The organism is Streptomyces sp. RG80, from assembly GCF_040446465.1.
Lineage (GTDB): Bacteria > Actinomycetota > Actinomycetes > Streptomycetales > Streptomycetaceae > Streptomyces.
Genome location: NZ_JBEAAJ010000003.1, coordinates 304,761 through 318,795, shown reverse-complemented (window position 1 = coordinate 318,795; position 14,035 = coordinate 304,761). Strand labels below are relative to the sequence as shown.

15 protein-coding genes are annotated in these 14,035 nt (G+C 72.0%); 13 read left to right on the top strand and 2 right to left on the bottom strand.

What is annotated here, in order from left to right:
* Positions 1-203 precede the first annotated feature (203 nt).
* The 8 genes from zapE to ABKA17_RS11575 all read left to right on the top strand — a co-directional run bounded on the left by zapE (position 204) and on the right by ABKA17_RS11575 (position 8,185).
* Positions 204-1,310 (top strand): cell division protein ZapE, encoded by a 1,107-nt coding sequence (gene zapE / locus ABKA17_RS11610; protein ID WP_353691884.1) that lies wholly within the window; start codon positions 204-206, stop codon positions 1,308-1,310.
* A gap of 395 nt (positions 1,311-1,705) precedes the next feature.
* The gene (locus tag ABKA17_RS11605) at positions 1,706-2,284 is read left to right on the top strand and encodes a carbonic anhydrase (protein WP_353691883.1); all 579 of its coding nucleotides are present in this window, start codon (positions 1,706-1,708) and stop codon (positions 2,282-2,284) included.
* A 5-nt stretch (positions 2,285-2,289) separates the two neighbouring features.
* Entirely contained in the window at positions 2,290-3,747 is a 1,458-nt protein-coding gene (locus ABKA17_RS11600) for a SulP family inorganic anion transporter (RefSeq protein WP_353691882.1), read from the top strand.
* Positions 3,748-3,906: 159 nt separating this feature from the next.
* Positions 3,907-4,683 carry a slipin family protein gene (locus ABKA17_RS11595; RefSeq protein ID WP_353691881.1) on the top strand — a complete coding sequence of 259 codons (777 nt, stop codon included), beginning with the start codon at positions 3,907-3,909 and terminating at the stop codon, positions 4,681-4,683.
* 90 nt (positions 4,684-4,773) lie between these two features.
* Positions 4,774-6,141, top strand: a complete 1,368-nt coding sequence (locus tag ABKA17_RS11590; protein ID WP_353691880.1) for a PhoX family protein — start codon at positions 4,774-4,776, stop codon at positions 6,139-6,141.
* A gap of 77 nt (positions 6,142-6,218) precedes the next feature.
* A complete protein-coding gene (locus tag ABKA17_RS11585; protein ID WP_353691879.1) occupies positions 6,219-7,076 on the top strand; it encodes a PPK2 family polyphosphate kinase in 858 nt (285 codons plus the stop codon).
* A 68-nt stretch (positions 7,077-7,144) separates the two neighbouring features.
* Entirely contained in the window at positions 7,145-7,987 is an 843-nt protein-coding gene (locus ABKA17_RS11580; RefSeq protein ID WP_353691878.1) for a polysaccharide deacetylase family protein, read from the top strand.
* 18 nt (positions 7,988-8,005) lie between these two features.
* Positions 8,006-8,185, top strand: coding sequence for a hypothetical protein (locus ABKA17_RS11575; protein WP_353691877.1), 180 nt, complete (start codon positions 8,006-8,008; stop codon positions 8,183-8,185).
* Here the strand turns inward: ABKA17_RS11575 and ABKA17_RS11570 are convergent.
* Positions 8,177-8,848, bottom strand: a complete 672-nt coding sequence (locus ABKA17_RS11570; RefSeq protein WP_353691876.1) for an ABC transporter — start codon at positions 8,846-8,848, stop codon at positions 8,177-8,179. The genes ABKA17_RS11575 and ABKA17_RS11570 overlap by 9 nt on opposite strands.
* Positions 8,845-9,705 (bottom strand): ABC transporter ATP-binding protein, encoded by an 861-nt coding sequence (locus tag ABKA17_RS11565; protein WP_353691875.1) that lies wholly within the window; start codon positions 9,703-9,705, stop codon positions 8,845-8,847. The genes ABKA17_RS11570 and ABKA17_RS11565 overlap by 4 nt, the downstream gene beginning before the upstream one ends.
* Before the next feature lie 7 nt (positions 9,706-9,712).
* Here ABKA17_RS11565 and ABKA17_RS11560 point away from each other — a divergent pair, with 7 nt between their 5' ends.
* The 5 genes from ABKA17_RS11560 to ABKA17_RS11540 all read left to right on the top strand — a co-directional run bounded on the left by ABKA17_RS11560 (position 9,713) and on the right by ABKA17_RS11540 (position 13,790).
* Positions 9,713-10,480, top strand: a complete 768-nt coding sequence (locus ABKA17_RS11560) for an aminoacyl-tRNA hydrolase (RefSeq protein ID WP_502994201.1) — start codon at positions 9,713-9,715, stop codon at positions 10,478-10,480.
* The gene (locus ABKA17_RS11555) at positions 10,477-11,115 is read left to right on the top strand and encodes a TetR/AcrR family transcriptional regulator (protein ID WP_353691873.1); all 639 of its coding nucleotides are present in this window, start codon (positions 10,477-10,479) and stop codon (positions 11,113-11,115) included. Before ABKA17_RS11560 ends, ABKA17_RS11555 begins: the two co-directional genes overlap by 4 nt.
* 77 nt (positions 11,116-11,192) lie before the next feature.
* Positions 11,193-11,600 carry a hypothetical protein gene (locus tag ABKA17_RS11550; protein WP_353691872.1) on the top strand — a complete coding sequence of 136 codons (408 nt, stop codon included), beginning with the start codon at positions 11,193-11,195 and terminating at the stop codon, positions 11,598-11,600.
* Complete coding sequence (locus ABKA17_RS11545) at positions 11,600-12,181, top strand: TIGR03086 family metal-binding protein (protein WP_353691871.1); 582 nt, start codon at positions 11,600-11,602, stop codon at positions 12,179-12,181. Before ABKA17_RS11550 ends, ABKA17_RS11545 begins: the two co-directional genes overlap by 1 nt.
* A 208-nt stretch (positions 12,182-12,389) precedes the next feature.
* A complete protein-coding gene (locus ABKA17_RS11540; RefSeq protein WP_353691870.1) occupies positions 12,390-13,790 on the top strand; it encodes an MbnB/TglH/ChrH family RiPP precursor modification enzyme in 1,401 nt (466 codons plus the stop codon).
* The last annotated feature ends 245 nt before the right edge of the window (positions 13,791-14,035 follow it).

The window sequence follows — 14,035 nt, the reverse complement described above, 5'->3', positions numbered from 1 at the left end:
CCCCGAGGGAACCGTCCGACACCGCACCGCCCCCAGCGAAACCATCAGCCCCACCGGCACCCCCGGCCCCGAGGCTCTCGACCGCACCCCCCGCCCCCACACTCCCGGCCCCACCGCCGGAGGCCGTCGTCGCTGTCTGGTCGGTCACAGGGAACAGGCGTCGCATGTCGTGCAGTGTGGCACGGCGCTTAGCATGGGGAACCGTGTCGTCCTCCACCGCCGCCTCCGGGATCAGCCCGATAGCAGACGCGGCCCCGCTGTCCCTGTGCGCCCGCGAGCCGCACGTCCCCGCGGACCGGCTGGTCGCCGAGATGGTGCCGCCGCCGCGGTTCGACTCGGTGCGCTTCAGCACGTACCTGCCGGACCCGAACCAGCCCAGCCAGATCGAGGCCGTCAAGGTGCTCGAAGGCTTCGCGGCCGGTCTCGGCGGGGCGCACGCCGTCGGCGGCGGCAAGCGCGGCTTCCTCGGCTTCGGCAGGGCCAAGGCACCCAAGACCCCGGCCGGGCCCCGCGGTGTCTACCTCGACGGCGGCTACGGCGTCGGCAAGACCCACCTGCTCGCCTCCCTGTGGCACGCCACCCCGGCGGAGCCCGCGCTCAAGGGCTTCGGCACGTTCGTCGAGCTGACCAACCTGGTGGGCGCCCTGGGCTTCCAGAAGACGGTCCAAACGCTCTCCGGCCACCGTCTGCTGTGCATCGACGAGTTCGAACTCGACGACCCCGGCGACACCGTGCTGGTCTCCACCCTGCTCGGCAAGCTCGTCGACGCCGGTGTCGCCCTCGCCGCCACCTCCAACACCCTGCCGGGCAAGCTCGGCGAGGGCCGCTTCGCGGCGGCCGACTTCCTGCGCGAGATCCAGGGCCTCGCCGCCCACTTCCGGCCGCTGCGCATCGACGGCGAGGACTACCGCCACCGCGGCCTGCCCGCGGCACCGGCCCCCTACTCCGAGGAACAGGTCACCAAGGCGGCGTACGCCACCGAGGGCGCCTCGCTCGACGACTTCCCGCAGCTGCTCGACCACCTCGCCCGCGTCCACCCCAGCCGGTACGGCGCACTGACCGATGGCTTGAAGGCGGTGTGTCTCACCGACGTACAGCCCGTCCCGGACCAGTCCACCGCGCTGCGGCTGGTCGTGCTCGCGGACCGGCTGTACGACCGTGAGGTTCCGGTGCTGGCATCCGGACTGCCGTTCGATCAGCTGTTCAGCGAGGAGATGCTGAACGGCGGCTACCGCAAGAAGTACTTCCGGGCCATCTCCCGGCTCACCGCGCTGGCCCGCGACGGCAAAGGACTCGCCGAGTCCGCCTAACCCACGAACTTCCCCAGGTCAAGAGCCGGTTCAGGTCAGCCGACCTACGCTTTTCAGGCTCTCTTCAGCTGGAAACGTTAAGTTAACCCTGCAAACAACTTTGCAGGGTTAACGTGTTTCTTGACCAGGCATTGACCATGTCTTGGCAAGCGCGTGAGCCGTGAACTGTGGGGAGGGGGACGCATGTTGAGAGACAAACCGACCGAGATCGGACTTTCGACCTCTGCCGTGGATCCACTCCCCCTCACCTTCTTCGCTATCACGGCATCGTTCGCAACCGCGCACACAGCCAGTGAGGCTTCGGCCAGAGCCCTGCCTCACAGATAACGGCAGTACCCCCCACCTGTCATGTACGTCCGACGCGCCGCTGCAGGCGCGCCAGGAGGAGTCACCACATGCAGCCCCTCATCGACAACGCCCGTCTGTTCGGACAGCGCCCTGAGGAGTTCGCCAAGCTCGCAGAAGGCCAGTCCCCACAAGTCCTGTTCATCACCTGCTCCGACTCCAGGGTCGTCCCGGCCCTGATCACGGGCGCCGGCCCCGGCGAGCTCTTCGAGCTGCGCACCGCCGGCAACATCGTCCCCCCGTACGCCTCCGAACACCCCACCAGCGAGGCGGCCACCATCGAGTACGCCGTGGAAGTGCTCGGCGTCAGCGACATCGTGGTCTGCGGGCACTCGCACTGCGGCGCCGTCGGCGCCCTGGTACGCGGCGACGACCTGACCGCCGTACCGGCCGTGCGCGACTGGCTCACGCAGGCCGCGCCACGTCCGGAAGGAGCGGTCGAGGACCCGACCGTCGCCGACGGCGTGCAGAGCCATGTCCTGACGCAGCTGCTGCGGCTGCGCTCCTATCCGTTCATCGAGAAGAAGGTGACAGACCGTCAACTGACCTTGCGTGCCTGGTACTACGAGGTGCACACCGGTGCCGTGCAGGAACACCGCGCGGCCACCGACACGTTCGAGGCGCTGTGATCGCGATGATGACCAAATACCCTCATCTGCGGCAGGACTTCGCCGCCTCCCTGGTCGTCTTCCTGGTCGCGCTCCCGCTCTGCGTGGGCGTGGCCGTCGCCTCCGGTGTCCCGGCCGAGCTCGGGCTCGTCACCGGCATCGTGGGCGGCATCGTCACGGGCCTGATGCGTGGCAGCAGCCTTCAGGTCTCCGGGCCGGCCGCCGGAATGACCGTGCTGGTCTTCGAAGCGGTGCGGGAGTTCGGGCTGCCCGTCCTCGGTGTGATCGTGCTGGCCACCGGTGCGCTTCAGATCCTCATGGGCACCCTGAAACTGGGCCGCTGGTTCCGGGCCATCTCGGTCTCCGTCGTCGAGGGCATGCTCGCCGGCATCGGCCTGGTGCTGATCGCCGGCCAGCTGTACGCGATGGCCGACGCCAAGGCCCCCGCCTCGGGCCTGGGCAAGATAGCCGGGCTGCCCGGCGCGCTCGCGGACGCCGTCGGGAACACCGGCGCCCTCGCCTCGCTGGGGCTCGGTGCCGGCACCATCGCGATCATGGTGCTGTGGAAGCGCATGCCGGCGGCGGTGCGCACGGTGCCCGGTCCGCTCGCCGCGGTCGGCCTCGCCACCCTCGCCGCCCTGGCGTTCTCGATGCCGGTGGCGACCGTCGAGGTGCAGGGGCTGCTGGGTTCCATCCAGCCGCCGCCCCTCACCGCCTTCGGTGAGCTGGCGAGCGTCGGCGTGCTCGCCACGATCGTCGCGTTCACCCTGATCGCGTCCGCCGAGTCGCTGTTCAGCGCGGCGGCCGTGGACCGGCTGCACGACGGTCCGCGCACCGAGTACGACAAGGAACTCGTCGCCCAGGGCGCGGGCAACGCGCTCTGCGGTCTGCTCGGCGCGCTGCCGATGACCGCGGTGATCGTGCGCAGCGCGGCCAACGTCCAGGCGGGCGCGCGGACCAAGGCGTCCCGGGTCATGCACGGCGTATGGCTGCTGCTGTTCGCGGCGCTGCTGCCGGGCGTCCTCGCCTACATCCCCATCCCGGCGCTGGCGGGCATCCTGGTCTACTCGGGCGCCAAGCTCATCCCGGTGCGGCAGATCGTGTCGCTGTGGCGCGAGCACCGGGGAGAGGCGCTGATCCTCGTGGTCACGGCCGTGTCGATCGTCGCGGTCAGCATGTTCGAGGGCGTCCTCATCGGTCTCGCGCTGGCCGTGGCGAAGACCGCCTGGGAGGCCTCGCACCTGAAGCTCGAGGTCATCGACAAGGGCGCCGGACCCGTCCAGGCGTATCTGTCGGGCAACGCGACCTTCCTCAGGCTGCCGAAGATCCTGGACAGTCTGGAGTCGCTGCCGCAGGACCGCCCGGTGGAGCTGGACCTCTCCGGTCTGCACCACCTCGACCACGCCTGCCGTACGGCCCTGGAGAACTGGGCCGAGCGGCACAGCGCGGTCGGTACGGAGCCGGTGCGGGTGACCACGCCGTAGCACGCGGCCCGGTGCCGTAGTGCGCGGCCCGGTGCCGTAGTGCGCGACCCGGTGTCTGGCCCCGTGCCAGGCACCGGGCATATCGTTACAGGAGCAGGTAAAACCCTCCGGAAAGCCCTCCGAGAGGCCTCCGAGAGCCCTCCGAAAGAGGGGGTCGTCATGCTCCAGGAGCTTCTGGCCGCGGCCGCGGCGACCGGTTCCGCCGGCGTGCTGTACGTCGCCGCCGGAGCGCGGATCGTCAAGCAGTACGAGCGCGGGGTGATCTTCCGGCTCGGGCGGCTGATGGACGACGTGCGGGCGCCCGGGTTCACGATGGTGGTCCCGTTCGTGGACCGGATGCACAAGGTCAACATGCAGATCGTCACCCTGCCGATCCCGGCCCAGGAAGGCATCACCCGGGACAACGTGACGGTGCGCGTGGACGCGGTCGTCTACTTCCGGGTGGTCGACGCGGCGAGCGCGCTGGTGAAGGTCGAGGACTACAGGTTCGCGGTCTCCCAGATGGCGCAGACGTCCCTGCGGTCGATCATCGGCAAGAGCGAGCTGGACGACCTGCTCTCCAACCGCGAGAAGCTCAACGAGGGCCTGGAGCTGATGATCGACAGCCCGGCCATCGGCTGGGGCGTGCAGGTCGACCGCGTCGAGATCAAGGACGTGTCGCTGCCGGACGCGATGAAGCGCTCCATGGCCCGGCAGGCGGAGGCCGACCGTGAGCGCCGCGCCCGGATCATCAACGCGGACGCCGAACTCCAGGCGTCGAAGAAGCTCGCCGAGGCCGCCAAGGAGATGTCCGAGCAGCCGGCCGCGCTCCAGCTGCGGTTGCTCCAGACGGTGGTAGCGGTGGCCGCCGAGAAGAACTCCACCCTGGTCCTCCCCTTCCCGGTGGAGCTGCTGCGCTTCCTGGAGAGGGCCCAGGAGCACCCCACCGACAGGTGACACCTCTACGCGCGTGGTTCCCGGAGCCCGCGCCAGGTGATAGACACAGCGGCGTCACATCCTGTCCGCCAGCAGGAAGGTTGCTGCTCCATGTCCGCAACACGACGTCAGGTCCTCGCCCGCTCCGGCGCGCTGGGGGCGGGTATCGCCTTCACCGGCGCCCTGTCCGAGCTCTTCACGGGCACCGCCGCCGCACAGAGCCTCGGTCACACCGGCTACGGCCCGCTCGTCCCCGACCCGAACGGTCTGCTCGACCTGCCAAAAGGTTTCCGCTACAAGGTCCTCTCCCGCGAGGGCGATCAGCTCCGCTCCGGCGAGGGCCCCGTCCCCTCCAACCACGACGGCATGGCCGCCTTCGCCGGCAGACACGGCCGCGTCCACCTGGTCCGCAACCACGAGAACCGCAACACCGGCAAGGTCCCCGTCCCGACGATCGACGGCCTGACCTACGACCCCATGGGCAAGGGCGGCTGTACGGCCCTGACGCTCGACGGCCGCAACAAGGTGCTGTCCGAGCGGGTCGCCATCGCCGGTACGGCCGTCAACTGCGCGGGCGGGCCCACCCCTTGGGGCACCTGGCTGACCTGTGAGGAGACCGAGGACAAGGCCGGCACCAACGGCTACACCAAGGATCACGGCTTCATCTTCGAGGTCGACGGGGCCGACCCGCGCCGCTCCGGAGCGGTCCCGCTGACCGCGATGGGCCGCTTCCAGCACGAGGCGATCGCGGTCGACCCGAAGCGCGGCATCGTCTACGAGACCGAGGACGCGTTCCTCAAGCCGTTCGGCCTCTTCTACCGCTTCCTGCCGAACAAGCCGCTGGGCGGCCTTGGTTCACTGCGCGCGGGCGGCAGGCTCCAGGCGATGCGGGTGCCCGGCGTACCCGACCTGTCCTCCATCCAGGAGACGGGCGCCTGCTTCGAGGGCGTCGAGTGGGTGGACGTACCGGACCCGCTGGCCGCCCAGACCCCCATCCGCCTCCAGGACTTCGGCCCGAAGGGCATCACGCACGCGCAGAAGCTGGAGGGCTGCTACTGGGGCGGCCGGTGCGTGTACTTCGTGTCCTCCTTCGCCCACAGCGCGGAGGGCTCGGCCGCGGACCACTTCGGCCAGATCTGGCGCTACGACCCGTCCTCGCGCCGGCTGACCCTGGTGATCGTCTTCGGCCCGGACACCGACATCCAGCTGCCCGGCGAGTCCCCGGACAACATCTGCCTCGCCCCCAGCGGCGGCCTGATGGTCTGCGAGGACGGCAACGGCGCCCAGCACGTCTACGGCGTCACCCGCCGCGGCGAGGTCTACGCGATGGCCCGCAACGCCCAGAACATCGGCACGCCCGAGGCGCCGGAGTGGGGCGAGTTCGCGGGGGTCACGTTCTCGCCGGACGGCGAGACGATGTACGTCAACTGCTACACACCGGGGACCACGTTCGCGGTGACGGGACCGTGGCGTAGGTAGGGCCGGTCCGCCGGGAGGCGAGCCCCCGCCTCCCGGCGCATGATCGAGGCACGACCGGAGCGGAAGGGGTTGCGCCTGTGGCCAAGAAGAGGAAACCCGGCCTGAGCGACCTCCTCCGCGTCCCCGACGACCGGCCGGTCGATCTCTCCGCGTACGACGCCAGGGCCACGACCGGCGGCCCGAGGGACAAGAGGGCGGCTCTGGCGGACATCGCCCGGACGGGCGAGCGCCTCGCCGACCTCCAGGAACGCCTCTGGGCGGCGAGCACCGCCGGTGACCGCCGCCGCGTCCTGCTGGTGCTCCAGGGCATGGACACCAGCGGCAAGGGCGGCACCGTCAAGCACGTCATCGGCCAGTTCAATCCCTCGGGCTGCCGCATCAAGGCGTTCAAGGCCCCGACCCCGAGGGAACGGAAACACTCCTTCCTCTGGCGCATCCGCCGGGAACTCCCCCACCCCGGCGAACTCGGCATCTTCGACCGCTCCCACTACGAGGACGTCCTGATCGCCCGCGTCCGCGAACTGGCCCCACCCGCCGAACTCGGCCGCCGCTACGACCAGATCAACGACTTCGAGGAGTCCCTCGCCGACGACGGCGTGACGCTGATCAAGTGCTTCCTGCACATCTCCTACGAGGAGCAGCGCCGACGCCTCCTCGAACGCCTCGACCGCCCCGACAAGCACTGGAAGTTCAACGTCGGAGACATCGACGAACGCGAGCTGTGGCCCGCCTACCAGGAGGCCTACGAGCTGGCCCTGCATCGCTGCTCGAGCCCACAGGCCCCCTGGTACCTGATCCCGGCCGACCGCAAGTGGTACCGCAACTGGGCGGTCGGCCGCCTCCTCCTGGAGCACCTCCAGGCCCTGGACCCGCGGTATCCGAAGGCGGACTTCGATGTGGCGGAAGCCCGGGAGCGGCTGCTGAAGGGGGCATAGGGGGCATGACCGGCGCGTGAGCGACCGCAATCCGGTTCGCGCCCGATTCATCCCGTTATGTTCATGCGGTGATCATTCGAGTACGACAAGTGGCGACCGCCTGCGTCCTCGGCGCCGCCCTCACCGCATGCACCACCACCGCCGCCCCCGAGACACCCCGGGCCGCCCACCCGGCCCCCTCCGCCGCCCCCTCACTGCCGCCGACGCTCGCCCCCGGCCCCGCCGGTCTCACCCCCGTCTTCAAGAACGGCCCCCGTACGCACAGCAAAACCGTCGCGCTCACCTTCGACGCCGACATGACCGCTGACCAGGGGGCGAGGGCGGCGGCCGGGGAGCACTTCGACAATCCGCGGCTCATCGCGACGCTGCGCGCGCTGAAGGTGCCGGCCACCGTGTTCATGACGGGCCGGTGGGCCGAGGAGTACCCGGCGCAGGCCCGCTCGATCGGCGGGGACCCGCTCTTCGAGGTCGCGAACCACTCGTACAGCCACTACGCCTTCACCGGCGACTGCTACGGCCTGCCGACGGTGTCCGAGGACCGGATGCGGGCCGACGTGGAGCGCGCGTACACCGCGTTCCGGGAGGCGGGGGTACCGGACGCGCGGCCGTACTTCCGGTTTCCCGGCGGCTGCTACGACCGCCGGGCCCTCAAGGCGCTCACCCCGGCCGGTGTGACCGCCGTGCAGTGGGACGTGGTCGGCGGCGACGCCTTCGCGACCGACGCGGACGCGGTGGCCCGGCAGGTCCTCGACGGGGTGCGGCCCGGTTCCGTGGTCGTGATGCACTGCACCCGCAGCGCCGCCCCGGCGACCGAGCGGGCGGTGCGCAGGATCGTGCCGGAGCTGCGGGCCGAGGGGTACCGGTTCGTGAAGGTGTCCGAGCTGATCGGGGCCGCGAGCCGGCAGCGGTGACGGTTCTACGCTGGAGGCATGAGCGAGGACTACTGCACGATCCGGCAGGTGCCGAAGCCCCCGGTCGCCGACGGGCCGCCGTACGCGGAGTGTGTGCTGTGCCGCAAGCCCACGGAGTACCCGGAGTCGTACAAGGGGATCACGATGTGCCCGGTGTGCGAGTGGCAGGAGGCCCAGCGGACGGCCTGCTCAGGGTGATCTGTGGGAGGTCGACGCGCAGGCCGCGGCGGTCGCCCCGGCGGTGAGCAGGGCGGCGGCCGCCAGGGGCAGCAGCGGCAGCGGGACCGTGCCCTCACGGGAGCCGGTGACCAGGCCGCTGACCGCCGCCTGGGCCGGGGAGCCGGTCGTCACCACGGCCATCAGCGCGGCGAGCAGCATCGTGGGCACCGCCCGGCCCGGTGAGCGCAGCAGCGGCCAGGCGGTGAGCGCGCCGACGGCCGTGCCGAGCAGGGCGCAGGCGAGGACGGCGAGCAGCCCGGCGGCACCGGCGGGGAGCCGTGGCACCCGCGTCTGGTGGTCGGCGCTCACGGGGTCGCTGATGAGCGTCACGACGAGGGTCGCCAGCGTGCCGAGCGCCGCCGCGGCGCCCAGCGCCACCAGCAGACAGGCCAGGTGCGCCCGGGCCGGACCGGCCGCCGCGGACACGCAGGAGCGGGCCGCGGGCGGCTCGTTGGAGACGCAGATCCGCACCAGCCAGGCGGCGACGGGCAGCAGCGCGGCGGCGGCGTAGCCGAGCGAGTCGAGGATCGGCTGCCCGCTCTGCACACCGACGCCCAGGAAGACGACGTACAGGATGAAGGGCGGCAGCCAGCGCTGCGAGCGGGCGAGCAGGGCGGTCTGGTAGCGGAGCAGGGCGGTCATCGGCCGCCTTCCTGGGTCTCGTGGCGCACGCTCACCACGTGCCACGGCGGGCGGGCGGTGAGCAGGGTGCGGAGCAGGACGTCCGAGTGGGACGCGGGGACGGTGAGCCGGTAGCCGCCGGGCGCGGTCTCGTCGGCGGTGGTGGCGACGCGTCGCGCGTCCGCGGGCAGCCGCCCACCGGCCGGCCCCTGCGCCACGACGGTCACGTGCGGCCCGGAAGGGGCGACGCTGTCCGTCGTACGGCGGTGGAGGCCGCCCTCGTGCACGGCGTACGTCGCGTCGGGCACCCCCGCCAGCCGGCCCGGGTCGTGGTCGACGAAGACCACCGCGCCGCCCGCCTCGGTGCGCTCGGCGACCGCCCGTTCCAGCTCGGCCCGGGCGTCGGTGTCGAGGCCGGTCCACGCCTCGTCCAGGACGAGCAGTTCCGGCTCGGCGAGCAGGGCCTGGGCGACGGCGACCTTCTGGCTGCTGCCCTTGGAGAGCTGGGCCATGGGGGTGCGGGCGTAGGCGGCGGCGCCGAACCGTTCCAGGGTGTCGCTCGCGGCGCGCTGGGCCGAGGGGCGGGACAGGCCGTGGACGGTGCCGAGGTGGGTGAGGTAGCCGAGGGCGGTGAAGGGGAGGGCGGAGGGGAAGCGTTCAGGGACGTAGGCGGTTCGGGGGCGGCCTTTGACGCGGCCCTCCGAGGGGGCGTCGAGGCGGGCGAGAACGCGCAGGAGCGTGGATTTGCCGGTGCCGTTCGGGCCCTCTATGCGGGTGAGGGTGCCGGGGGCGAGGGTGAGGTCGACGCCTCGTAAGACCCAGGGGCCGCGCAGGCCGTAGCGGCGGCCCACGTTGTCCAGCTGTAGATCGCGTTCCATGTGGGACATGATGTCGGCTCCCGGCCCGCAGTTGCCCGGGGCGGCCGACCGGTTCGCCGGCCCCCGTAGGGTTGGCGACGTGAGCGACAGTCCATTCCAGCACGAAGTCATCGCCCGGGATCACGCACCGCAGTTCGTCCTGCCTCTGGTCGTACGGCTCGAACGCGCCGCTCCCCCGGCCCGTACCGACGCCCTCGAGACCGCCGCCCGGGCCGTCCTCGTCCTGCTCGACGACGAACGGTCCCGCGGCGAGGGCGAGTGGGCGCGGGCCGTGCGGGACTGGCAGGACGCCCGGATCCGGAAGGTCGTGCGGCGGGCTCGCGGTGCCGAGTGGCGCAAGGCCGAGGCGCTGCCGGGGATCACGGTCACCGGGAAGTCGGCGGAGGTGCGGGTGTTCCCGCCGGTGCCGCTGGACGGCTGGCCGAAGGAGCTGGCCAAGCTCCAGGTGTCGGGGACCGAGCTGGACGACCCGGAGCCGCCGTCGGCCCCCGACCCCGGCGTGCCCGTGCTGTGGATGAGTCCGGACGTCGAGATGTCGGCGGGCAAGGCGATGGCCCAGGCCGGACACGGCGCCCAACTCGCCTGGTGGGAACTGTCGGACGAGGAGCGGGCCGCCTGGCGGGATGCCGGGTTCGCGGTCGCGGTGCGGACCCCCGACCGGGACCGGTGGCGTGAACTCGTGGGCAGCGGACTGCCGTTGGTGCGGGACGCCGGGTTCACCGAGATCGCCCCAGGCTCCTGCACGGTCGTCGCCGACCATCCGGCGCTCAGGTGACACGGCTCGACGGCCGGGTCGAACGGGGCAACCGCACCCGGCAGTTGATCCTGCGCCGCACGGTCGAGATCGCCTCCGTGGAAGGCCTGGAGGCGCTGTCGGTGGGGCGGCTCGCCACCGATCTGCGGCTCAGCAAGAGCGGAGTGTTCGCGCTGTTCGGCTCCAAGCAGGAACTCCAGCTGGCCACCGTGCGAGAGGCCTCGCGGGTGTTCGTCGCGGAGGTCGTGGCCCCCGCCGCGAAGGTCCCGGCGGGCATCGGCCGCGTCCGGCGGCTGTGCGAGGCGTGGCTGGCGTACTCGGAGGGCCGGGTCTTCCCCGGCGGCTGCTTCTTCTACGGCGTGCTGGCCGAGTTCGACGCGCGGGAGGGGGCCGTGCACGATGCCCTGGTCAGGGCCCAGCGGGACTGGAACGGGCAGGTGGAGGGCTGTGTCGAGGAGGCGAAGGCCGCTGGCGAACTGCGCGCCGACACCGATGCCGGACAGCTGGCCTTCGAGCTGATCGCCCTCATGGAGTCCGCGAACGCGCTGTCGGTGCTGCACGGGGAGCCGGTCGCCTATCGCCGGGCGCGGGTGGGGATCGCGGCGCGGTTGCGCGCGGTGGCGGTGGACGGCTCGCTGGTGCCTGAAGTGGGCTGAGGGACAAGGGTATTTGAACGGTCACCGGTGACGGAAAACAAGTAGCACGACCGTTCGCTTACTTTTATCCTCGGGTCATGCGAACCTCACGACGTGCCGTCCTGCGTGCCCCCTGGCAGCCCGGACCCGAGCCCCCGTCCGATGCACCGGTACTGGTCGGCGTCACCGACTTCAGGGCCCTCGGCCTCGGACAGTCCGCCGCGGTCGCCCTGGCCGGACTGCGGTTGCGCCACACCTGGCCGCGGACGCCCGGCGCGCTCGGCATGTGGCTGTGGGCCGACCCGGTCCACTTGCGTTCCGGGGCGGTGTCCGTGTGGGCCGACGAACGGGCGCTGAAGGAGTTCGTCGGCCGTCCCGACCATCTGCGGATCGTCCGGGCGCATCGAGGGCGCGGTGAACTCCGCTCGTCGACAAGGGAGTTCGCGGCGTTCGACCCGTCGGCCGTGTGGGATCACGCCCTGGACCTGATCACCGAGGAGCACTGATGGACGTCGTGGAGTTCGACCGGATCGCCGTGCACGAGGCCGTGCGCGTCGTGGAGCTCGCGCAGGACGGGGACTGGGAGCGGGACAGTCCCTGCGCCGGGTGGACGCTGCGGCGGCTGGTGGCGCACATGACCGCCCAGCACCACGGGTTCGCCGCCGCGGCACGGGGCGCGGGCGGCGAACCGGCGTACTGGACCGAACCGGAGGACATGGGCGAGCCCGCCAAGGCGCATCGGGTGGCCGCCACGGCCGTCCTCGCCGCGTTCGCCGAACCGGGGGCGACCGAGCGGGAGTTCACCCTTCCCGAGGTGGGCGGGCGGTTTCCCGGGCGGGTGGCGATCGCCTTCCATCTCGTCGACTACGTGGTGCACGCCTGGGACGTGGCCACCACGCTGGGCGTCGGCCTCGACCTGCCCGACGACGTGCTGACAGCGGCCCTGGCGGTGGCCCGACGCGTGCCGGCCGACCCGGCGGGCCGGGGCCCGGGGTTCGCCTTCGACCCGGCGCTGGAGGTGCCGCCGGGCTCCGGGCCGCTGGAGGAGACGCTGCGGCTGCTGGGGCGGTCGCCGGAGCGGGGATGAGCGAACGGTTTGAACGCCCGGGCGGGCTGTCCCGTACCTCCTGTCACTGGTGCCCGGAACCTCAAATGTTCCTCTGAACGACCGGGCGGAGGGATTCGAGGCCGGGCACCGGGGCCATACCCCCGTCACGCCGGAAACAGCGAGCGGTCGAAGGAGACGCAGCGGATCCAGGTGGAGCGGAGAGTCGGCTGGAGGAAGGACGGGGACGATGGAGCGACTGGGGACCGGAATCGGGTGGCGGCCGGAGATCGCGGACGCCGTGGAGCGCATGCCGGGCATCGACTGGGTCGAGGCCGTGGCCGAGAACGTCTGCCCCGGGCATCTTCCCGAGTCGCTGCGGCGCCTGCGCGAGCGCGGCGTGACCGTCGTTCCGCACGGCGTCTCCCTCGGCCTCGGCGGCGCCGACCGCCCCGACGAGGCACGCCTGACGGCCCTCGCCGAGCGGGCCGAGGCTCTGGGCTCGCCGCTGGTCACCGAGCACATCGCGTTCGTCCGGGCGGGCGGCCCCCTGACGGCCTCGCCGCGCCTGGAGGCGGGTCATCTGCTGCCGGTGCCGCGCACCCGCGACGCCCTCGACGTGCTGTGCGAGAACATCCGCATCGCGCAGGCGGCCCTTCCGGTCCCGCTGGCCGTCGAGAACATCGCCGCGCTGATCTCCTGGCCGGGCGAGGAGATGACGGAGGGGCAGTTCCTGTACGAGCTGGCCGACCGCACCGGCGTCCGGCTCCTCATCGACGTCGCGAACCTCCACACCAACCACGTCAACCGCGGCGAGGACCCGGCCGACGCCCTCGCCGAGCTCCCCCTGGAGGCCATCGCCTACGTCCATGTCGCGGGCGGCTTCGAGCGCGACGGCGTCTGGCACGACAGCCACGCCCACCCCGTCCCCCGCCCGGTCCTCGACATCCTGACCGACCTCGTCTCCCGCGTCTCCCCGCCCGGAGTCCTGCTGGAGCGGGACGAGAACTTCCCCGAGCCGCACGAGCTGGAGGGCGAGCTGACCGCGATCAGGGGCGCGCTGGAGAAGGGCCGCGAGCAGGCGGGAGGAGGCACCGCGGAAGGCCTGAAGAGCTCGGCGGAAGGTCTGAAGGGCACCGCGGAAGACCCGGAGAAGGCGCCCGCACTCACCGACGCCCCCGCAGGCACCACACCCGACAGCACCCCGTCCGACACCGCAACACCCGACGACACCGCCCCCGCCCGTCAGCGCCTCGCCCTCGCCCAGACCGCGCTGCTCTCGGCGCTCGTCGCCGGGACGCCGGTGCCCGAGGGGTTCGATCGGGTGCGGCTCGGGGTGCAGGCGCGGGCGCTCGCCGGGAAGCGGGCGGACGTGGTGGCGAAGGTCGCGCCGGAACTGCCGGAGATCCTCGGGACGCGGTACCGGTCGGCCTTCCTCGGATACGCCCACGGGCACCCGATGACCGACGGCTACCGGCGGGACGCGCTGGACTTCGCCGGGTACCTGCTGCACGACGGCCGGCTCCCGGACGAGCGGGGCCGGGACGAGCTGCGGGAGTGGTGGCTGGAGCGGTCGGGATCCCGGCCGCGCTCGCACCGGCCGGGGGTACGGCTGGCCCGGGCGACCCGGCGGGTGCTGCTGCGCCGGTGACGGCCCCGACGGCCGGACGCCCGTCGACGCCCCGTCCACGCCGAGTGTGCCCGGATTAACACCGCCGTCACGGACCGCGGCCGGCGCACCCGGTTAGGCCCCCTTTGTCGCCGTATGCCACCAACCGGCCCTCCACCATTCGCCCTTGGTGTCCCGGATACAACCATTCGCTCCTGTACGGCAGTTGGCGTAGACCGCGCAGTAACATGCCAATCCCGCACTCGAAGCTCACTAGCGTGCGGTGC